Below are 21,212 nucleotides of genomic sequence, written 5' to 3' on the forward strand. Positions count from 1 at the left end.
TCCCCTCGTAGTCCCGGCGATGACGTGCCGCGTCAGGCGCCATGGTGATGATGCAGGTGCAACCAGTCGGCTCTCAGTGAAGCAGGCGTGTGAGGCGACGCAGCACCACTTCGGTCAAACCACGCCAACCGGGCGCGAGCCGGAGCGCGAGCGCCCCCGCGTGCGTCGCGTACGGCTGCGCGAGGAGCACCCCGTGGCGGGTGCTCGGCAGCGCGCTCCGGCGCAGCAGCCCGGCGCCCGCGACGGCGTGCGCGGTGGTCTCGCGCCGGCCGCCGTCCGCGAAGCGCAGCCGCAGCCGCAGGTCCCAGGTGCCGCTGCCCAGCGCGGCGAGATCCAGTGGGACGTCCGCCGTCCAGCTGTCGAAGCCGGGCTCGGCCACGAGGGAGGCCGTGCCGGCGAACCCCACCCGCCCGTCCTTCCGTTCGGTGAACTCCACCTCCACGCTCCGCGGCCCCGCCTGCGCCATCCGCCCGTACAGCTCGTGCAGCCGCAGGCGGAGCGTCGTCCCCCGCGCGCGTGGCCGCAGTTCCGCGTCGACGGCGGCCGGCAGCAGGTGCACGGGGCGGACGAGGAGATGGTCCAGTTCCACCTGCGGCAGTTCCGCGGACCAGACGGGCGTGCCGTCGCCCGCGCGTGCGTAGGGCGGGGTCAGCCGGGCCGGGCGGGCCGCGATCTCCTTGAGGCGGGCCAGGTCGCGCGGCTCCTCGGCGGCCAGGATCACCCGGGCGACGACCCGGCCGGGCGCGGGCGCCGTCGCGAAGTCGCCCTCGTCGAAGGTGGCCAGGTGCGCGCGGGTCAGGGCCCACCAGGCCCGCCGGTACTCCGCGCCGCGCAGGTCCAGCTCGCGCGCGTACATCCGCAGCGAGTGGTCGAGGAAGCGCGTCCGCGTCGCCCGCGCGAGCCGCTTCTCGCCGGCGCCCAGCAGGATGTCGTACGACAGGCGGTCGGCCTCCGTCCGGGCCCGCCAGTTGGCGATGCCGGAGCGGTCGAGGGAGAGGGACAGCCGGGTGGCCGAGCGGCGCACGTGCCAGACGTACACCGGGTCGGGGACGAGAGCGATCCGCGGCGCTGCGGCCAGGACACGCGCGCCGAAGACGAAGTCCTCGTACGGGAAGCGGCCGTCGGGGAAGCGGATCGCGTGGTCGCGCAGAAAGGTGGTGCGGTAGAGCTTGTTGACGCAGAGGGTGTCGTGCGCCAGGCGCACGCGCCGGGAGGGGTGCGGCACCAGTGTGCGCCGGGCGTACAGTTCGGGCTGCCAGGGGGTCTCGCGGCCGGACGGCAGCTCCCTGCGCACGCACAGCCCCGACGCGACCGGCGCGTCGTGCTCCAGGGCGGCGCCCAGCAGCGCGTCCACGGCACCGGACGGCAGTACGTCGTCGCTGTCCAGGAACATCACGTACGGCGAGGCCGCGGCGTCCAGCCCGTCGTTGCGCGGGGTGCCGCAGCCGCCGCTGTTGGACCGGCGCCGCAGTACCCGCAGCCGGGGCTCCGCCTCGGCCAGCCGCTCCAGCAGCTCCCCGCTGCCGTCCCTCGAACAGTCGTCGACCGCGATCACCTCGCGGACGGCCGGTCCCTGCGCGAGCGCCGAACGCACGGCGTCCGCCACGTGGGCGGCGTCGTCGTAGCCGATGACGACGACGGAGACCTGCGCCTGCTGGAGTGCCATGGTTGCCCCGCACCTGTGAGAGGTATGTGTGCGAATCTTCCCTTAAGGGCGGCTTCGTGGCCCGGTGGGGAAGAGGGCGCGCGGGGGGCGGGGGTTCCGTGTGGGGCGGTTCCGTTCCGGTCGACCGGTCCGTCGACCAGCCCGTCGGCTGCTCTGCCTGCTACTCAGTCCTGCTCAGTCGGCTGCTCAGTCGGCTCCTCCAGTGCCGCCTCGTCCAGCGCGGTCGTCAGGCGGTCCAGCCGGTCGCGCAGGTCGCGGATCTCGTCCAGGTCCAAGGTCGTCGCGGAGACGATCCGGCGCGGCACCGCCAGGGCGCGCTCACGCAGGGCGGCGCCCTCCCCGGTCGGCCGCACGACGACCGACCGCTCGTCGCGCGCGCTGCGCTCCCGCTGGACGAGCCCGGCGGCCTCCAGACGCTTGAGCAGCGGCGAGAGGGTCCCGGAGTCGAGCCGCAGATGCTCGCCCAGCTTCTTCACGGGCAGCTCGCCCCGCTCCCACAGCACCAGCATCACCAGGTACTGCGGATAGGTGATCCCCAGCTCCTTCAGGGCCACGCGGTAGACGCTGTTGAAGGCGCGGGAGGCGGCGTGCAGGGAGAAGCAGATCTGCCGGTCGAGACGGAGGAAGTCCTCCTCGGAGATCCGCCCGGAGATCTCCGAGGGGACCCCCTGGGGCGTAGGAACGGCGCTCGTGGTCATGGATCCAGCGTAACTCCTGTCCGTCATTTAGTTGTGGGCAATTGAATTGTGTGCTCTACTTGAGTCCGTGAACGGCGGTCGGACCGGACCGCCGGACGTGAGATGACCTGTGAAAGGGATGGTTCTCCCATGGACGCGCTCTACACCGCTGTCGCCACCGCCACCCACGGCCGTGACGGTCGCGCCGTCAGCAACGACGGCAAGCTCGACCTCGACCTGGCCCTCCCGGTGGAGCTGGGCGGCAACGGCCAGGGCACCAACCCCGAGCAGCTCTTCGCCGCCGGCTACTCCGCCTGTTTCGCCAGCGCCCTCGGCCTCGTCGGCCGCGCGGCCAAGGTCGATGTCAGCGACGCCGCCGTGACCGCCGAGGTCGGCATAGGCAAGCAGGGCGAGGGCTTCGCCCTCAAGGTCACCCTCCGCGTCGAACTCCCCGACTCCGTCGACGAGGCCACCGGCCGCAAGCTCGTCGAGCAGGCCCACCAGGTCTGCCCCTACTCCAACGCCACCCGCAACAACATCCCGGTCGAGCTGGTCGTCGAGTAGGTCCGGCAACCCCGGCCGCCACCCGGCGCGGACCGCTCCGCACGCCCCCTACGGAGCGATCCGCGCCAGCACCTCCCCGGTCCGCGGACTCCAGTCCACGACCACCGCCTCCCCGGGCACCCGGCGCCACCGCGTCAGCAGCAGCCACCGCACCCCGTACCGCCGGGCGACGGCCCCGCGCCGCTCGCGGGTCGACGCGGGATCGAGGTAGGCCCGGACATCGGCGAGCCGCCGCCCCCGTTCCGCCTCCGGCAGCGCCGGATCGGGCCACGGGGGCGCCACCACGTTCACCCCGTACCCCGGGAGCGAGCGCCCCGCGCGGTACCCGTCGGTGAGCAGTACCTCGCCCGCCGGCATGTGTCGCGCCGCCCACGCGTACGACGGCCACCGCGGCGGCTCGGCGAAGCCGACGCGGTCGAACGCGGCCGGTACGACCGCGCCGGCGTGCACCATGAGCAACCCCGCGCACGCCCCCGCGACCGCCGCGCCGCCCAGCACCCGCCGCGCCCACCTCCACGGTCGGGGCGCCGCCAGCTCCACCCCGAGGGCGACCTGCGCGGACAAGGCCGCGACCTCCGCGACCCGGCCGTATGCGGGGTGTCCGCCCACCCAGCCGTAGGCCGCCACCAGGCACTCCGCCGCGCACACCAGCATCAGCGGGTCTCTGGGCGACCCGCGCCCCCGTGCCCACAGCGCCGGCAGTCCGAGCAGCGCCGGCCAGAGGTGGCCGGCCACCTCCGCGAAGGGCGGGACGATGTTCGCGCTCGTGCCCGTCGCCGACGACAGGACACCGTAGGAGGGCCAGGCGACCGCGACTACCGCGGCGACCGTCGCCGTCAGTGCCCAGCGCCCCACCAGCGGTGCCCGCCACCCGTGCTGCCAGGCCGCCACGAGCGCCGTGGCCCCGGCCACCGCGGCCGTGGCCGTCATCGGGTGCACCAGCAGGATCAGCCCGTAGAGCGCGCCGAGCCCGGCGTACGCCCCCGGGCCGCCGAGGCCGCTCGGCCCGACGTACCGTGCCCGCCGCCCCGAACCGCCGCCCCGCGCGCGTACTCCCGTCCACGCCCACGCCCAGAACATCAGCCCGAGGACGAACGCGGACGGGTGACCGAGGTCCGTCGTCATCGACATCAGCCCGGGGCCGCCGCTCCACGGGGCCGTCCCCGTGCCCCGCAGCAGGGTCGTGAACAGCAGCGCGAAAACCGGCGCCCACGCCCGGGGCGTGAGGACACGCACGAAACGGCCGAGCCCGGTGAGCAGCACCAGCAGGTTCACCGGACCGGCGAGCTTCACCAGCGACCAGCCGCTCAGCCCGGTCAGCCGCGCGAGAACCCCCTGCGCCAGGGCGTACGGGGAGTAGTGCGGGCTGCCCGCGCCCGGCAGGGCGGCGGCCGGGTGGGCCGGGTGCAGCAGGTCCCAGCGGAGCCGTTCGACGACCGCCGCGTGCAGACCGGCGTCGCAGCACAGCGGCACCCGCCAGTACGCCAGCGTCGTCACCAGCCAGAACAGCCCGCCCACGACAAGGTAGGGAGTGGGCCGCCGGGTCAGCCGGCCACGGCCGCCGCGCAGGGCGGTGACCCCGAGGGCGGCGCGGCGGCCGGAAGAGTGACCGAGCTGGACTGTCTGCGGCATCTGGCGTGTATTCCCGCTGTCGGCCCGCCCGGCGGCGGCTCAGCTCGCGGTCACCACATCGAGTGAGCCTCGCGGGGCCGTGACGCGCTCCAGCAGCAGGGGCAGCCCCAGCACCGGCAGCAGCCACGCCACCACGATCAGCCGGTCGCCCCAGATGGTGATGTCCGGGTGCCCGGCCTGGTTGAGGATCCCCGTGAACGCGCCGGCGATCACGAAGCACCCGAACACCGGCCGCTGCCGCGACGCGCCCCACGCGCCCGCCCCCAGCGCGGCCAGGAACAGCGGCTGGGTCAGCTGCCGACGCCCCCACTCCCCCCAGAAGCGAGCCTCCAGGTGCAGGAACTCGGGCCACAGCCGGTCCCGGTCGGGGCGGGTGTAGTGGTCGGTGAGCAGGTCCTGGAGGCTCTCGGTGGACGCCGGGTAGCGCAGCAGCCCGGCGAGCGCCAGCGTGCACACCACCGCGCCCGCCGACACCGCACCGACCGCCCGCACCCATGTCTCGACCGGCCCGCGCCCCTCGCCTTCACCACCGCGTGCGCGCCGCACGGCGACCACCGCGCACGCCCCCACCAGACACGCCCCCAGAAACAGCGCCTGCGAGTGCTTCACCGTGAACAGCGCCGCCAGGGACCCGCCCACCAGCGACACCCCCGCCCGCACCCGCCCCTCCATCGCCAGCGCACACCCCCACAGCGCCGCCAGCGTCAGGGCCAGCAACAGCCCCTCGGTCATGGGCCGCATGGCGGTCGCGCCGCACGGCAGGACGTAGTACAGCGCCTGCCCGGTGAGGGCGACGGGGGTGGGGGCGCGGACGGCGCGCAGGACGAGGAAGGCCAGGACGCCCCCGGCCGCCGCGATCAGCACGCTCGCCAGCCACACGCCCCACACGACCCCGAACACGGCGACGAACGGCGCCAGCAGCGCCGGATACCCGGGCCGTACCTCGAAGATCCGCTGGAACCGCTCCGAGGCGAACGGGGCGATGGGGCCGTCGGTCCGCCCGGCCGCCAGCCCCCGGTCCACCCTCCGCCACAGCTCCCGGCGGCATTCCCCGGCGACCCGCGCGGCCGGGCTCGGCGCGCGGAACCGCACCACGTCCACGCTCCGCTTCCGCTCGGCCGTCGCCGCCCGGCTCCCGCAGTAGTGGTCGATGGCCCCGGCCGCCGATTCCCGCGGGCCCGCGCCGCCCAGCGTGAGGGCGTACGAGACGTAGTTCTTGGTGTCGGGGGTGGCGCGCCCGGTGACGCTCGCGAACTGGAGCAGCGCGAAACCGGCGGCGAGCAGCAGCACCCACGCCCGCGCCCTCATGACAACACGAAGCCCGTGCTCGTCATCGACCCGGGCGCCCTCGGCGCGGGCACCGCCACCGCCCGCTCACCCAGCATCAGCGTCCGTACGACCCGCTCGGCCGCCCGCCCGTCGTCGAACTCGCAGTACCGCTCCCGGAACCCGGCCCGCAGCCGCGCCGACTCCGCGTCCCGCCACTGCCCGGAGTCGAACAGCCAGGCCAGCTCCCGGTAGGAGCGCGACACATGGCCGGGCGGATCGGCGGTGATGTCCACGTACATGCCCCTGCTCACCGCGAAGGCGTCCCGGTCGTCGGCGTGGACGACGATCGGCCGGTCCAGGTTGGCGTAGTCGAACATCAGGGCCGAGTAGTCCGTGACGAGGACGTCGGCGGCGAGCATCACCTCCTCGGCATGGGGCTCGTCCGTCGCGTCCACGACGACACCCCGCCGGTGCAGTTCGGCGAGCCCGAACCCGCGCGCCGGGCCGTCCGCCGACGACGGATGCAGCCGTACGACGAGGGTGTGTGCCTCGCCCAGGCTGCGCCGCAGGTCGGCGGCGAACCGGGCGAGGTCCAGGCGGTCGACGTGGCCGCCCCGCCGGTAGTCGCGGAGCGTCGGCGCGTACAGCACGACCGTGTGCCCGGCCGGGATGCCGAGCCGTGCACGGATCCGCGCACCGCTGTCCGGGCCGGCGTTCACCAGGACGTCGTTACGCGGGCTGCCGGTCCGCAGCGAGGTGAACCCGCACGGATACGCCCTGCTCCACACCAGCTCGGAGTGGCGGTTGGCGACCAGGCTGTGGTCCCAGCGGTCGGCCCGGCGCAGCGTCTCCGGCACGTCCACGCCGAGCCGGGCACCGGGCCTGTGCAGCAGGTCGGCGCCCATGAACTTGAGCGGGGTGCCCTGGTGGGTGTGGATGTGCACGCTGCCCGGCCGCTTGGTGAGGGTGCCGGGCCAGGGGGTGTTGCCGACGAAGTACCTCGCCCGCGCGGCCAGCCGCAGATACTCGGGCGAGCCGGGCGTCACGTACGCGACCCCCGGAGGGAGCGCCGCCACCCGCTCCGGCCGCACCACCCACACCCCGCGGATGTGCGGCGCGAGATCACGGGCGGCCTGGTACACGGCCGCCGGGTCACCGAGCACCCCCCGGTGCGCGAACGCCGAGTACAGGGCCAGATCCGGGTCCAGCGGCAGCCATTCGTGAGCCAGCGACCAGCCCCGGCCGATCAGCTCGGCACCGGCCGCGCGCAGGCGCTCCCCGCGTACGCCGAGCGCGCCGCGGAGCCCGGCCACCCGGCGCCGGGCCCGGTAGGCGGTCCAGCCACCCGCCAGCACGCGGTGCTCGGGGGCCACCGGGTCGCCGTCCGGCCGGTGCTTGCGGTACAGCGCCGCCGTGCGCCGGAAGAACTCGGCCCTGTCGCTGCCCGGCACCCGGTCCGGCTCGGCGAGGACGGACAGGCAGTGCGCCGCCATCGTGTCCCGTACGAGGGAGCGCCAACTCGCGAGTTCGGGGCGGGAGTCCAGGAAGCCGAAGACCCGCTCGTACTGGTCGTGCACGTCGAAGTGCCGACGGCTCGTGGTGGACAGGAGGCCGCCCCGACGTCGCTGCCGGTGGGCCACGCAGATCCGGTCGAGCGTGGCGATCCGCCCGGCGTCGAGCAGGACCGGGAACGTCCACGGCGTGTCCTCGTAGTGGCCCGGCGGGAACCGGAACCGTCGGGTCTCGACGAACTCCCGCCGGTACGCCTTGTTCCACACGACCGTCGGCAGTTCGAGGACCCGCGGGCGCTCCGCGGCCGTGAAGGTGCCCTCGCCGACCGCGGACAGGAGGTGTGCGGAGGCGTCGCGCCGCGTCCCGCCCCACCAGTGCGCGCGGACGTGGCCGAAGACCAGCACATCGGGGTCCCCGGTCTCGTCCAGCCGGTCCGCCAGCGCCCGCAGGGCCCCCGGGACGAGGGTGTCGTCACTGTCGAGGAAGAGCACGAAGTCGCCGCCGGCGTACGGCAGTCCGGCGTTGCGGGCGCGGCCGGGACCCACGTTCGCGGGCAGGTGCAGCACCCGTACCCGCGGGTCGCGGGCGGCGTACGCGTCGAGGATCGCGCCGCTGCCGTCCGTCGAGCAGTCGTTGACGGCGATCACCTCCAGATCCCGGTACGACTGCTCCAGGACCGAGTCGAGGCACTCGCGCAGAAAGGCCCGGACCTCGAACACGGGGACGATGACACTGAAGCGGGGCATGACCGTCAGCTCCTCACGAGGGTCGCGGCGGCGGGCGCCGGGGCCGGGGTCCGTTCGGCGAGCGGCACGACGGGCGGCAGTGTCCTCGGCCCCTCGCCCAGGAACACCCGCCGTACGACCCGCTCGGCCGCCCGCCCGTCGTCGAACTGGCAGAACCGCTCCCGGAACACGGCCCGCAGGGCGTCGGCCTCCACGTCCGTGTACGCGCCGTCGCGGAACAGGTCCGCCAGCTCCCGCTCGGTGCGCGCCACATGACCGGGCGGCGCGGCCGGCAGGTCGAGACAGACGCCCCGGGTCTCCCGGAGGACGTCCCAGCCCTCCGCGTGGATCACGATCGGCCGGTCGAGATGGGCGTAGTCGAACATCAGGGCGGAGTGGTCGGTGATCAGCGCGTCGGCGGCGAGACAGACGTCCTCGACCGGGTGGTGCGCGGAGACGTCGATGATCCGGCCGCCCGACCTGCGGGCGCCCGCGCCGCCGTGGACGTCACCCGCCCGCAGCAGCACCACGTACTCCTCGCCGACCGCCTCGCAGAACGCCTCGGGATCGAGCCGGGCGCCTGGGCCGGTGGCCGGGTCGTGGGGGGCGTCGCGGTGGGCGGGGGCGTAGAGGAGGGCCTTCCTGCCCTCGGGCACGCCCAGTGCGCGCCGGGCGCGGGTCACGTCCTCGGCCGTCGCCGTGTAGTGGACGTCGTTGCGCGGGGAGCCGTACTCCAGCGTCTCGTACGCGCCCGGGAAGGCCCGCTCCCAGGTCTGTGTGGAGTGCCGGTTGGCGGAGAGGGCGAAGTCCCAGCGGTCCACGTGGGCGACGAGGCCGGTGAAGTCGCCGGACGCGGCGGCCGCCACCGGGTACGGGGCCCGGTCCACGCCCGTCGTCGTCAGCGGGGTGCCCGGCTGGATGCGGACGTGGACGCTGCGGGCGCGCTTCACGACCGCTTCCGCGCCCGCCGCCTCGACGTCGGAGCCGTCGACGACGTATCGGGCGCGGGCGAGGGCCTGCCAGTGGCGCCGGCTGCCGATGACGGCGTACTCGACGCCCTCGGGGAGAGCGTCCACCGCGTCGGGCTCGACGAGGAACACCGCACGCAGCCGGGGGGCGAGTTCACGTGCCTTCGCGTGGAGGGCGACGAGGTCGCAGCCGAGGTCGCCGCCCCGGTGCGCGCGGTACACGACGAGGTTCCTGTCCAGCGGCAGACGGCGCTGGACGGCGTACGCGGCGCGGGTCAGGGGCGCGCGCGGGCGGGGGAGCGCGGCCGACGCCCCGGCCACCGCCCGCTCGGCGGCGCACAGGACCCGGAAGCCGGCGTACGAGCCGGACGCGAGCAACCGGTGCCGTACGCCGAGGAGGCCGCCGGGCGGCTGGAAACCGGCCGGGACGTAGTGGCGGTACAGGTGCGTGGCGCGGCGGAAGAAGGCGCGGCGGTGGTGGACCGGCAGCCGCTCCGGGTGCGCGGCGGTCCGCAGCACCACCGCGAACAACCGCGCGAACAGCGCCTGGGGCACGCCCCCTTCGGCCGTGGCACGGGCGAGGACCAGCTCCACCTGGTCGAGCACTTCGAGCTGGTGCGCGCCGGGTGCGTGCAGTCGGCTGCCCTGCCGGCGCAGCAGATGGCGTACGCAGACCGTCTCCGGCAGCTCGGCCGTGCGGTCGGTGGCCAGCGCGACCAGGCCGCTCCAGCCGAGGTCGGTGAAGTGGCCGATGGGGAAGAGGAGTTGACGTTCGACCAGGAATTCCCGGCGATAGGCCGCGCTCCACGCCGGGGTCTGCGGACCGGCCGGGCGCACGACGGTCGTCGCGCCCTCCCACCAGTGCGCGCGCTCATGCGCGAAGTACAGGACATCGGGATCGCCGGTCTCGCGAAGCCGGTCCGCGATCGCCCGCAGCGCGCCCGGCGTGAGCGTGTCGTCCCCGTCCAGGAACAGCACGTACGTCCCGTGCGCCGCCGCGATCCCCGCGTTGCGGGCCGCACTCAGCCCGCCCGAGGGGGGCGACTCGACCGGAACCACCCGGGTGTCCCTGCCGGCGTACGCGGCGCCGACGCCTCCCGCCGGGGAACCCGGTGCGTCATGGACCGGGATCAGCTCGAAGTCGCCGAACGGCTGCGTGAGGACCGAGTCCAGGGCGAGCGACAGCCGCCCTTCGACACCGTGCGAGGGGACGATGATGCTGAAGCGGGGCATTCTGTCCTTTCAGGGCGAGTGTGTCGGGTGTGTCGAGTGCGGTCGGGCGTGGTTGCGGGCGCGGGTGCGTCGTCCGCGGGTGCGTGGGGGCTGGTCGCGCGGTTCCCCGCGCCCCTGGGAAGCGGGGGCCGCGCCCCGCGCTTCCCGGCTCCGTGGGTCGGCAAGCGCCTACGTGCCCAGCGCCCCGTCCACCGCCGGACGGGCCGCCGCGGCCGACGGGACGGGATGCCGCTCGGCCAGGGGGACGAAGTCCACCGGCGCGACCTCGCCCAGCACCACCCGCCGCACCACCCGCTCGGCCGCCCGCCCGTCGTCGAACGGACAGAACCGCTCCCGGAACGCCGACCGCAACTGCGCCGACCGCGACCCCCGCCAGTGCCCCGTGGCGAAGATGTCGATCAGCTCGTCCTCACTGCGCGCCACCGCCCCCGGCGGGAAGGAGCGCAGATCGAAGTAGGTGCCCCGCGCAGCCTCGTACGCCTCCCAGTCCTCCGCGTGGATCACGATCGGCCGGTCGAGGTTGGCGTAGTCGAACATCAGGGACGAGTAGTCGGTGACCAGCGCGTCCGAGGCGAGGCACAGGTTCTCCACGCTCGGATGGCCGGTGACGTCGAGCAGACGGCCGTGCGCCAGATCCGTCAGCGGGGAGTCGTACCCGCGGTGGGCACGGGCGAGGACCACGAACCGCGGCCCGAGCTTGCGCAGCACCCGCTCCAGGTCCAGATGGGCGCGCTGCGAGTGGCGGTAGTCGCGGTGCGTGGGGGCGTACAGGACGGCGACCGCGCCTTCGGGGATGCCGAGCTGTTCGCGTACCCGGGCCACGTCCGCCGAGTTCGCCCGCAGGAACACGTCGTTGCGCGGCGAGCCGTACTCGAGGGTCGTGTACGGGGAGGGGTGGACGCGCTCCCAGACGAGTGTGGAGTGGCGGTTGCCGGACAGGACGTAGTCCCACCGGTCGCTGCCCCGCAGCGCGGAGCCGAAGTCCGCGCCGCGCGCCGCCGCCGGCCGGTCCTGGAGGTCGAGCCCCATCCGCTTGAGCGGCGTGCCGTGCCGGGTCTGCAGCAGCACCTGCCCGCGGCGCTTGGCCAGACGCCGGTCGAAGTCCACGTTGCTCACCAGGTACGTGGAGCGGGCCAGCGCCGTCCAGTACGCCATCGAGCCGGGGACCACCCGCCGGGTCCCCACCGGGAGTGTGTGGTGGTGCTCCGGGCGCGCGACCCACGAGGTGCGCATCCGGGGAATGTGGGTGCGGAACGCGTTCTCCAGCGCGGCCGGGCTGCACTCGTAGCCCCGGCCGTCGTACGCGGCGAACACGGCCCGGTCGGCACGCAGCGGGAGGAGGCGCTGGACGCGGTAGTGGAGGCGCAGCCCGGCCGTACGGAACAGCCCGGCCAGGCCCCGCGCCAGGCGTCCGGCGCCCCGGCCCAGCCGCGCCCCGGTCCACAGTGCGCGGTGGAGACGCGGACCGCCGAGCCGCAGGAGCGCGTGCCGGAGCCGGGCGCGGGCGCGAAGGGGGGCGCCCGGAGTGCGGTAGCGGGCGCAGTACGCGCGGACCGTGCGCAGATACTCGGCGTGCGCCTCGCGCGGCAGCCGGTGGCGCCGGGAGAACACGGAGGTGAGGTGGTCGACCATGCGCCGGAACAGCACCGGACGCCACTGCGCCAGCTCCGGCCGCTCGTCGACGTACGCGAACACCCGGTCGTACTGCTCGAACACGTCGAAGTGACCGCGCGTAGTCGCCCCCAGCAAGCTGCCGTGGCGGCGCCGGCGGTGGTGGACACAGACCCGGTCGAGGGTGGCGACGGACTCGGCGGCCATCAGGACGGGGTACGTCCAGGCCGTGTCCTCGTAGATGCCGGGCGGGAAGCGGAAGTCGTGGTCCTCGACGAACTCCCGCTTGTACGCCTTGTTCCACACGGCCGGGCGGACGTTCAGCAGGCCCGGACGGTCGTCCAGACGGAAGGGGGCGGGACCCTGCTCGGTCAGCCGGAGGGCGCGTTCGTCGCGGACGGACTCGCCCGACCAGGAGACGCGGGCGAAGTCGTGGACGAGGACGTCCGGTTCGCCGGTCTCCTTGAGGCGGTCGGCGATCGCCCGGAGCGCGCCCGGCGCGAACGTGTCGTCGCCGTCGAGGAAGAGGAGGTAGTCCCCCCTCGCGTACTCCATCCCCTTGTTGCGGGCGGCACCCGGGCCCGCGTTCTCCCGCAGGCGCACGGTGCGCCGTACGCGGGGGTCGCGGGCCGCGGTCTCGTCGGCGATCGCGCCGCAGTTGTCGGGGGAGGCGTCGTCGACGACGATCAGTTCGAGGTCGGTGAAGGACTGGGAGAGCACGGAATCCAGGCATTCCTGCAGGTACGCCTGAACCTTGTACGCGGGAACGATGACACTGAACCTGGGCAAGGGGGACATCCATGGGTCGGCGCGGGCATACTGCCCGGAAACGGCCGATGGGATGATTTGGTTACGGTGCGTGTTCCATACGGGGGACAGGGCCGGGAGTTGGGGGCGCGCGGGGGTGAATTCGGTAGCGGGCTGCGGGGGTTGCCGCGCGACCAACCCCCGAGCGCCCGCCCGCACGCCTGGCAACTCCCGTGCTTCGAGGCTTCCTTGCCCTACTTCACAGCCCCCGCCATCACCCCCGACACGAACTGCCGCTGGAACGCGAAGAACACGGCCAGCGGGATCACCATCGAGATGAAGGCACCCGGCGCCAGCACCTCGATGTTGCTGCCGAACTGTCTCACCTGCTGCTGGAGTGCGACCGTCAGCGGCTGGGAGTCGGAGCTGGAGAACACCAGCGCGACCAGCATGTCGTTCCACACCCACAGAAACTGGAAGATCCCGAGCGACGCCAACGCCGGTGCGGCCAGGGGCAGTACGACCGTCGCGAACAGCCGGACCTCGCCCGCCCCGTCCAGCCGCGCCGCCTCCAGCAGCTCGCGCGGGATCTCCGCGAAGAAGTTCCGCAACAGGAAGATCGCGAACGGCAGTCCGAAGCCGACGTGGAAGAGGACGACGCCGATGATGTCGCCGAAGATCCCGAGGTCCCGGAAGAGTCCGGACAGCGGGATCAGTGCCACCTGCACCGGGACCACCAGCAGCCCCACCACGGCCATGAACCACCAGTCGCGGCCCTTGAAGTCCAGCCAGGCGAAGGCGTATCCGGCCATCGCGCCGATCAGGACGACCAGCAGCGTCGCCGGGACCGTGATCCAGATGGTGTTGAACAGAGCGTCCGTGATGCCGTCGTTCTCCAGCAGCGACGCATAGCTCTTGGTGGTGAGCTGGGCCGGGGCCGTGAACACCTTCCACCATCCGGAGGTGGAGATGTCGGTCGGGTCGCGGAACGAGGAGACCAGCAGCCCGAAGGTCGGCACCAGCCAGAACAGCGCCACCAGCAGCAGGAACACGCGCAACAGACCGCCCGCCGCGCCGCTCGCGAGCCGGGAGGCGACGGAGCGTTCGCGGCGAACGGGCGCCTCGCGCGCCGGAGTTCCCGGCGCGGGCGCGGGGGTTTCGAGAGCGGTCACCGCTGGCGCTCCTTCCTGAGACGCCGGATGTTGACCCACATCACCGGCAGCACGAGCAGCAGCAGGACCACGCCGATCGCACTGCCGAGACCGAAGTCGCCCCCGCCGCCGTACGACACCAGGTACAGCTGCAGGGCCAGCACGTTGGCCTCGTCCTGGCTGGGCTGGGGGGCGATGATGTAGACGAGGTCGAACACCTTCATCACGTTGATCATCAGCGTGACGAGGACGACGACCAGGACCGGTGCGAGCAGGGGCACGGTGACCCGGCGGAACACCTGCCATTCGTTCGCCCCGTCCACCCGGGCGGCTTCGAGCAGATTGCGGTCGACCCCGGCGAGGCCCGCCGCGATCAGCACCATCGCGAAGCCGGCCCACATCCACACGTACGACCCGATGACGGCCGGGGTGACGAGCGCCGGGCCCAGCCAGTCGATGCCGTTGTAGGGCGCCGCGAAGTTCGAGCCCGGCAGACGGAGTCGGGCTCCGTCCGCCGCCTTGGGCAGGCTGAACGTGCCGTCGCCGCCGCTGGTGGTGGAGGCGACGACCTCACCGTCCTTCACCGCCTCGACCTTGACGCCCTTCAGCCCCTTCTCGCCCGGGTCGACGGCCCCCTTCTCGCCACCGCCGCCGAGCCGGAAGTCCAGCCAGACGGTGCCGGTGACCCCGTCGCCACCGGCGGCCCCGGCGGCCTTCGCGTCCTGTGCGCCGCCGGGCAGGCTGCCCGGCGCGATACCGACGAGGGGGAGCAGCGCCGGGGAACCCGCCCGCGCGGTCCCCTCGGTGGTGAACGCACCACCGCCGGACGCCTTCAGGTCGCTGACCTGGGCGTTGGGCCGTGCCTTCGGATACACCGACTCGTCCACGAACACGTCGTGCACGGAGGTCACGACCGCGTTGGCGACGCCCTGGTCCGGGTCCTGCTCGTACACCAGCCGGAAGATGATGCCCGCGGCGAGCATCGAGATCGCCATCGGCATGAAGACGATCAGCTTGAACGCCGTTCCCCAGCGGATGCGTTCGGTCAGCACCGCGAAGATCAGCCCGAGCGCGGTGACGAGTGCCGGGGCCACCGCGACCCAGATCGCGGTGTTGCGTACGGCGACGAGGGTGGAGTCGTCGGAGAAGATCTCCGCGTAGTTGTCGAGGCCGACGAAGCCCGAGCCGTCCGCGTCGAACAGGCTCCGCCAGACCGAGTACCCGATCGGGTAGACCACGAGCGCGCCGAGCAGCACCAGCGCGGGCAGCAGAAACAGCACCGCCACCCACAGCCGGGTTCCCGTCACGCTCTTGCGGGGTGCGGCGGGGGGCGTCGGCAGTGCGCCGGCGCCTCCCGCCGTCTTCGTCACGGCAGACGGCATGAGGTCGTCGTCAGCCGTTCCCGTAGGCCTTCGCCGCGTCGGCCTCCAACCGCTTCTGGGCGCCGGCCACGTCGTCGGGACTCTTCAGGAAGTCCTGGAGGTCCTTCCACTCGCCCACGCCCTGCGTGCCGCCGAACGCCGCGGGGGCCTGGTCGGACATGTCGAAGCGGAAGTCGTCGCCCGCCGCGAGGAGCGCCTTGGCGATCTCCCGGGTGACGTCGTCCTTGTAACTTCCCTCGTCCATCTCCCTGTTGGGGGAGAGGAAGCCGCCCTGAGCCGCCCAGATCTCCGCCGCGTCGGTCGAGGCGAGGAAGGTGAGCAGCGCCTGCGCGCCCTTGCCGTCCTTCAGCGCCACGGCCGCGTCGCCGCCGGTGACCACGGGGGAGGCGTCGCCGACCGCCGGGAACGGGAACACCTTGGCATCCGTGCCGATCTTCGCGTCCGTGTCGCCGTTGATGGTGACGGCCACGAAGTCGCCCTCGAACACCATGCCCGCCGGGGTGTCCCCGCCGAAGGTCTGCGTGATCGACTTCGGGTACTCCGTCTGCAGCGCGCCGGAGGCACCGCCCGCGATCAGGTCGTCCTTGCCCCACAACTCGGCGAGCGTGGTGAGGGCTTCCTTGACGGAGGGGTCGGTCCACTTGATCTCGTGCTTGGCGAGCTGGTCGTACTTCTCCGGGCCCGCCTGCGAGAGGTAGACGTTCTCGAACCAGTCGGTGAGCGTCCAGCCGTCGGCGCCGCCGATGGACACGGCCGGCGAGCCCGCGTCGGAGAGCGTCTGCGCGGTCTGCAGGAACTCGTCCCACGTCCCCGGTTCCTCGGTGATGCCCGCCGCCTCGAAGGCCGCGGTGTTGTACCAGACGAGGGACTTGTTGGCGGCTTTCGCGTAGACGCCGTACTGCTTGCCCTCGTAGGCGCCGAGGTCCTTCCAGCCGTCCGAGAAGTTCTTGTCCAACTGCGCCTGGGCCTCGCTGCCGAGCGGCTTCACCCAGCCCTTGTCGGCGAACTGGTGCAACACGCCGACCTGCGGCAGGAACGCCACGTCCGGCGGCTTGCCGCCCTCGATCTTCGTACCGAGGAACGTGGAGGTGTTGTTGCCGGTGGGCACGAAGGTCACCGAGGCGCCGGTGCGTTTCTCGAACTCGTCCAGCACCTTCTGGAAGTTGTCCAGTTCCGGGCCCGTGAAGACCGCCGCGACCTCCAGCTTCTGGCCGTCCAGCTTGGGGAGTTCCACGGTGGCGTCTTTGCCGCCGTCGCTGCCGTTGTCACCCTTGTCGCCGCCGTCGTCGTCCCCGCCGCACGCGGTGAGTGAGAGGGCGAGGACGCCTGCGGCGAGGGCCGCGAGGGCTTTGGCCGTGGGGGGATGGGTGGGCTTGCCGGGGGGATTGGGCTTGCGTGTGCGAACCATGCGGTGAATACGGCGAATATGGTGGATGTTGCGCATCTCTGACCCCGTTCTCCGTGCGTCGTCGAACGTAGAGCGCTGTCCCGTGCGCTCTGGTCTACGCCGCGTGGTCGGGGGCGGCAAGAGCGCCTGCCGCGTCAACGACGTGATCGTGACCGCGTCGTGACCATGGGAGCGACGACCGCCGCCGCTTCGGGGGTGGGGGTGGTGGGGCTATGCGGGTGCGGGTGCGGGTGCGCCGTGGTCGCTCGCGCAGTTCCCCGCGCCCCTTGTGGGCCTGCGCCCCTCAGGGACGCTGTTGTCCAGCCCCGCTCGGTTGCTCCGCCGGTGGGTGTCTCCGCGCGGGGGTGGCGGTCCTGTGGGTGTGTGGCTGGGGTGCGGGTGCGTCGTGGTCGCTCGCGCAGTTCCCCGCGCCCCTTTCGGGGCCCGGGGGTCAGAGCAGGGACGGTACCTGTGTTGCCGAGACCTCGCGGGCCGCTCGGTCCAGGGCGCTGGCCAGGAGGGCCAGGTCGGTGGGGCCGTTGCCCAGTTCGCGGACCGGGCGTCGGGCCGGGGGGTCGCCCATGCGTGCCCAGTCGAGGGGGACGACGGTCGGGCGGAGGGTGGCGGTGCGGGGAATGCGGCCCGTGACGCGGCCCGCCTGGAACGCGGTCGTACGGCCACCCTCGCCCAGCAACTCCCCCCGGCCGGGCGCCGGTTCGTCCGGGCCCGGCATCGGGGCGCTCAGGATTACACGTGCGCCGGCCGCCTTCCCCAGCTCACCCTCGCCCGGGCGCCCGCCGACGCCGGTCGTGGCGACGAGATGCACCCCGAGACGCTCGCCCTCCCGGGCCACCGCCTCCAGGGCCCGGACGACGGACCCCGCCGCCGGCCGCCCGGTGGAACCCAGGGCGGGTGACAACAGGGCATCGAGGTCGTCGACGATGACGACGAGCCGGGGCAGCTCGGAGGCGGGGTTCCTCCCGGCCGCGCCCCTGCCGCCCGGGTCGGTGTTCCTGCGGCTCGCCGCGGGCCGCAGCCGAAGGGTGGAGCTGGAGGACGAGTCGAGGTCGGCGGCCCCGGACCCCGAAGCACCCGGCCCCGAAGCACCCGGCCCCGACGCACCCGGCCCCGACGGCGCCGAGCGCTGCGGGACGATACGCCCCGAGACCTCACGCCGCGTGTGCCACTCCACGAACCCCAGCCCGCCGAGCAGTTCGTACCGCCGCTTCAGCTCCGTGATCAGGGACTGCGCGAACTCCCGCATCCGGACCGGGTCGTTGGCCGTGAGATGCGTCCCCACATGGGGCAGGTCGGTACAGACCCCCAGTCCCTCCCCGGCCCGCCCGCCACCGGCACCGGAGGCGCCACCGGCACCGCCGTCCCGCCCGTCCACGAGGGCGATGCCCAGCCGGTCGGGCCGCTCGGCGGCCGCGAGCGACGCGGCGACGGACCGCAGCAGCTCCGTACGGCCGCTTCCGGCAGGCCCCTCGATCAGCAGATGGGGGCCCTCGGCGACGAGGTCCACGGAGACCGGACCGCGCGGCCCGGCGCCGAGCACGGCCCAGGACCGTCCGCCGAGCGCCGTCGTGTCGTCGGTCGCGTCCGCCCACCGGGCCATCAGCGACGCGGGTGTGGCCCGCGCCAGCCCCAACTCGTCCAGCAGCCGCGCCGACTGCGGCAGCGGCGCCGACACGCGCGCCTGCCGGTCCCCGGCCGGGCCGTCCGTCCGCAACGGCGCCAGCGCCCGCGCGAACCGCTCGGCCCACGCCGGGGACACCGCGTCGAGCGTGGCCACCGTGCCGTGGTTCAGCAGCCCGGGCCCGCCCGGGGTGAGGGAGACGAGATCCTGGGTGCCGGGATGCGTCCGCTCGTCGGCACCGGAGAGCCCGCTCCCCGTGAGGTCGATATGGGTGTGCGTCCGGCTCACCGGGGCGTCGGCCTCCGTACCGCGCGCGTGGTCGGCCGAAACGGACGCGGAGGCCGCGGACGCGGGGCGTGCGCTCCCCGTACGACCGGAGCCGGTCGCCGTCGATCCCCCCGAACCGCTCCCCGCGCCGTGTCCGGATCCGGCGGAGGCGACCCGCAGCAGTCGCAGCGCCGTGGCCACGTCACCGCTGAGCAGGGCGACGGCCCCGCACGCGCGGAACGCGGGCGAGGCCTCGCAGGCCGCCGTGTACGTCTCCGTCACCGGCGAGGCGGGTGACGCGGACTCCGTCTCGGCGAGGCACACGACGTGGATCCCGGCGAGGGGCCCCTCGTGCGCCAGCCGCACCACGGCCTCCCGCACATCGGCGCCTCCGGGGTCGCCGTCCACGATCACCACCGTGTACGGCCCCGCGAAGTCGTCGCCCGCCGGGCCGTCCTCCCGCGCCCAGGAGGGCCGTCGCACGGCCCGCCGGCCGGAACCGCCCCCGCCCGCCCCCTCACGCTCGGTCCCATGCCCCGCGAGGCCGCCCGCTCCGGTCGTGGCCGTACGGCCACCGCCCGCGCCCGGCGTGCTCCCGGGCGCGTGTCCGGCCGTGTCCGCCGCGTGGTCCTCCACGCGGCGCAGCAGCTCGTCCAGCCGGGCCGTCGTCTGCTCGCGGTCGTAGGCGAGGAGGAGGCGGCAGTCCTGGCCGTGGGCGGGGCGCAGATGGGGGAGCCAGCCGAGCCAGGACCAGTCGGCGGCCCGTTCCTCGGCGGAGCGGGAGCGGTCGGCGCTGATCAGGACCAGCTCCAGGGCGTCGGGGGAGTGCAGCGCGGCGAGCTGGGCCACGACCGCGCGGGTCAGCCCCATCAGCCGGGGGCGCGGCCCGGCCAGGCCCAGCGCGCCGACCTCGCGCAGCCCGGTGGTCACCGGCACCGCCGGCAACAGTCCCGATCCGTCCGGCGCCGCCCGGTCCGCCGTGCCCAGCCGCACCGTCAGGGCCTCCGGGTGCCCCGGCCCCCGCTCCCACAGCCGGGTGCCCGGCCCGAGTGCGGTGAGCAGCAGGGCGGCGGGGTCCGGCCAGGTCTCCGGCAGCCGTTCCCCCTCGGAGGGGAGGACCGAGGCCAGCGCCCCCCGCTCGTCCTCGTCGTCCTCCGTGTCGTACTCGTAGGGGTCGTACTCGGCCTCCGCCTGTCCCCGCCCGCCGGTCAACCGCCGGGCCCAGGCCCCGAACCCGCCCCGCTTGCGCACCCCGCGCGGCACCTCCGTGCCCCGGAGGGGGGTGCCTTTGCGCGTGCCGGCCCCTGCGGTCCGGTCGGCGGTCCCGTCGTCGTCCCCGAACGCCCCCGGCCCACCGGAGTCGCCGAGCCCGCCCGGCCCGGGGGGATCACCTGCGTCGTGGAAGGCGGCCGACCCCTGCGCGGCCTCGGCCGCGCGCGTGTCACCGGGCCCCCGCGTGTCACCGGGCCCCCGCGTGTCACCGGGCCCCCGCGTGTCACCGGGCCCGCGGGCGTCACCGGGCCCCCGGGTGTCCTCGGCGTCGCGAGGGTGATCCCCGCCGTGCCCCCCGGGCCTCCCGGACCCGCCGTGCCCCCCGCGGGTGTCACCGGCGCGGGCATGAAGGTCCGACCTGTCGCCGCCCGTCGCGCCGTCGGGCGCGGGCGCCCGGCCGGTACCGGACGCGGCTCCGTGCCCCTCACCGACGGGCCCCGCGCCCCCCGTCGTCCGCTCGATCCCGGGCACTCCGCCCTGCCCCGGCACCGTCCGCCGCTCGGCCCGAACCTGTGCGGCGCCCTCGGCCGCCGGCCCGCCCGCACCTCCCCGACCCGCTCCGCCGGGACCGAGGCCGGAGCTGAGCGGGGCCCCCGCTCCCACCCGGGAACCTGCCCCCTCCGCACCACTCTCCGAGGCCCCGACCCGCACCCGGACGTGCCCCTCCCCGTCGGGTGCCGTCGCGATCCCCCGCGCCCCCGACGACGAGGCCAGGCGGAGCGCGGACTCGCCGATGCGCAGCAGGGCGCCCGGGGCGAGGCGCACCGGGCGGTCGCCCACGCGGGTGCCGTCGAGGGTGGTGCCGTTGGTGGAGCCGAGGTCGACGACGGAGACACGGCCGTCGGAGGCGAGGGTGACCGCGCAGTGGAGGCGGGAGACGTCCGGGTCGTCGAGCGGGACGTCGGCGTCGGCGGAGCGGCCGATGTGGATCTTTCCGCCGTGCAGCAGATGGACGCCGCCCGCGTCGGGGCCGGCCACGACATGGAGCTGCGCGGCGGCTTCGTCGACCTCGGGGCCCGCTTCGGCGGGGGTGCCGAGGGAGAGCACGGCGCCGTCGATGAGGGGCGGCTCGCCCAGGGTGCAGCGCTGGGTGTCGAGGCGCTCGGCACCGGCGTACAGCACGACCTGTCCGCCGCCGGCCTCCCGGCTGCGCTCCAGCCGCTCCGCACCGCCGTCGCCGACGGCGGACGCGAGGCCCGAGGCCACCGCGGCGAGAGCCGTCCCGGCGGGCGCCGTGACCAGCACGTCGCAGGCCGTCGCACGTCCTCGCGGCTCGGAGGTCGGTCCCAGCGGGTCTACGACGGTCAGCCGGATCTGCATCGCCGTCAGCGGTCCCTTCCGCGCGGGCACCCGCGACGACGAGGACGAGACTGCGCGGTCCCCACCGCAGACTTCCCCCACCGCTCACGGGCACGTCGGCCAGTTCTGGAGGCATCCTCGCACCTGCCACTGACAACACGCCCGCCGCCCACCGGCAAGTGATCTTGATTGGTCGGCTCTGCCCCCAAAA

The 21,212-nt window shown here is 74.3% G+C and carries 12 protein-coding genes; 1 reads left to right on the forward strand and 11 read right to left on the reverse strand.

Features of this window, described 5'->3' with window-relative positions; all coding sequences use genetic code 11:
• Nucleotides 1-73 precede the first annotated feature (73 nt).
• Nucleotides 74-1,666: a glycosyltransferase family 2 protein gene (locus tag ACWCRJ_RS15855; protein ID WP_450939821.1), complete on the reverse strand. Its 1,593-nt coding sequence runs from the start codon at nt 1,664-1,666 to the stop codon at nt 74-76.
• Between the two features lie 164 nt (nt 1,667-1,830).
• Nucleotides 1,831-2,364, reverse strand: coding sequence for a MarR family winged helix-turn-helix transcriptional regulator (locus ACWCRJ_RS15860; RefSeq protein WP_450939822.1), 534 nt, complete (start codon nt 2,362-2,364; stop codon nt 1,831-1,833).
• A gap of 129 nt (nt 2,365-2,493) precedes the next feature.
• Between ACWCRJ_RS15860 and ACWCRJ_RS15865 the strand changes: the two genes are divergently transcribed.
• Nucleotides 2,494-2,907, forward strand: a complete 414-nt coding sequence (locus ACWCRJ_RS15865; RefSeq protein ID WP_005486852.1) for an organic hydroperoxide resistance protein — start codon at nt 2,494-2,496, stop codon at nt 2,905-2,907.
• A 48-nt stretch (nt 2,908-2,955) separates the two neighbouring features.
• On the opposite strand, the gene ACWCRJ_RS15870 is transcribed toward ACWCRJ_RS15865, so the two are convergent.
• The 9 genes from ACWCRJ_RS15870 to ACWCRJ_RS15910 all read right to left on the reverse strand — a co-directional run bounded on the left by ACWCRJ_RS15870 (nt 2,956) and on the right by ACWCRJ_RS15910 (nt 21,022).
• Entirely contained in the window at nt 2,956-4,539 is a 1,584-nt protein-coding gene (locus ACWCRJ_RS15870) for a hypothetical protein (protein WP_450939823.1), read from the reverse strand.
• 39 nt (nt 4,540-4,578) lie between these two features.
• Complete coding sequence (locus ACWCRJ_RS15875; RefSeq protein WP_450939824.1) at nt 4,579-5,847, reverse strand: hypothetical protein; 1,269 nt, start codon at nt 5,845-5,847, stop codon at nt 4,579-4,581.
• Nucleotides 5,844-8,066, reverse strand: coding sequence for a bifunctional glycosyltransferase/CDP-glycerol:glycerophosphate glycerophosphotransferase (locus ACWCRJ_RS15880; RefSeq protein ID WP_450939825.1), 2,223 nt, complete (start codon nt 8,064-8,066; stop codon nt 5,844-5,846). The genes ACWCRJ_RS15875 and ACWCRJ_RS15880 overlap by 4 nt, the downstream gene beginning before the upstream one ends.
• Before the next feature lie 5 nt (nt 8,067-8,071).
• The gene (locus tag ACWCRJ_RS15885) at nt 8,072-10,246 is read right to left on the reverse strand and encodes a bifunctional glycosyltransferase/CDP-glycerol:glycerophosphate glycerophosphotransferase (protein WP_450939826.1); all 2,175 of its coding nucleotides are present in this window, start codon (nt 10,244-10,246) and stop codon (nt 8,072-8,074) included.
• Between the two features lie 168 nt (nt 10,247-10,414).
• The gene (locus ACWCRJ_RS15890; RefSeq protein WP_450939827.1) at nt 10,415-12,655 is read right to left on the reverse strand and encodes a bifunctional glycosyltransferase/CDP-glycerol:glycerophosphate glycerophosphotransferase; all 2,241 of its coding nucleotides are present in this window, start codon (nt 12,653-12,655) and stop codon (nt 10,415-10,417) included.
• Nucleotides 12,656-12,858: 203 nt separating this feature from the next.
• Nucleotides 12,859-13,776 (reverse strand): carbohydrate ABC transporter permease, encoded by a 918-nt coding sequence (locus tag ACWCRJ_RS15895; protein ID WP_450939828.1) that lies wholly within the window; start codon nt 13,774-13,776, stop codon nt 12,859-12,861.
• Complete coding sequence (locus ACWCRJ_RS15900; protein ID WP_450939829.1) at nt 13,773-15,137, reverse strand: carbohydrate ABC transporter permease; 1,365 nt, start codon at nt 15,135-15,137, stop codon at nt 13,773-13,775. Before ACWCRJ_RS15900 ends, ACWCRJ_RS15895 begins: the two co-directional genes overlap by 4 nt.
• 10 nt (nt 15,138-15,147) lie before the next feature.
• Entirely contained in the window at nt 15,148-16,545 is a 1,398-nt protein-coding gene (locus ACWCRJ_RS15905; protein ID WP_450939830.1) for an ABC transporter substrate-binding protein, read from the reverse strand.
• 430 nt (nt 16,546-16,975) lie between these two features.
• The gene (locus tag ACWCRJ_RS15910; RefSeq protein WP_450939972.1) at nt 16,976-21,022 is read right to left on the reverse strand and encodes an FHA domain-containing protein; all 4,047 of its coding nucleotides are present in this window, start codon (nt 21,020-21,022) and stop codon (nt 16,976-16,978) included.
• Nucleotides 21,023-21,212: the final 190 nt, after the last annotated feature.

The organism is Streptomyces sp. NPDC002324 (assembly GCF_053593335.1).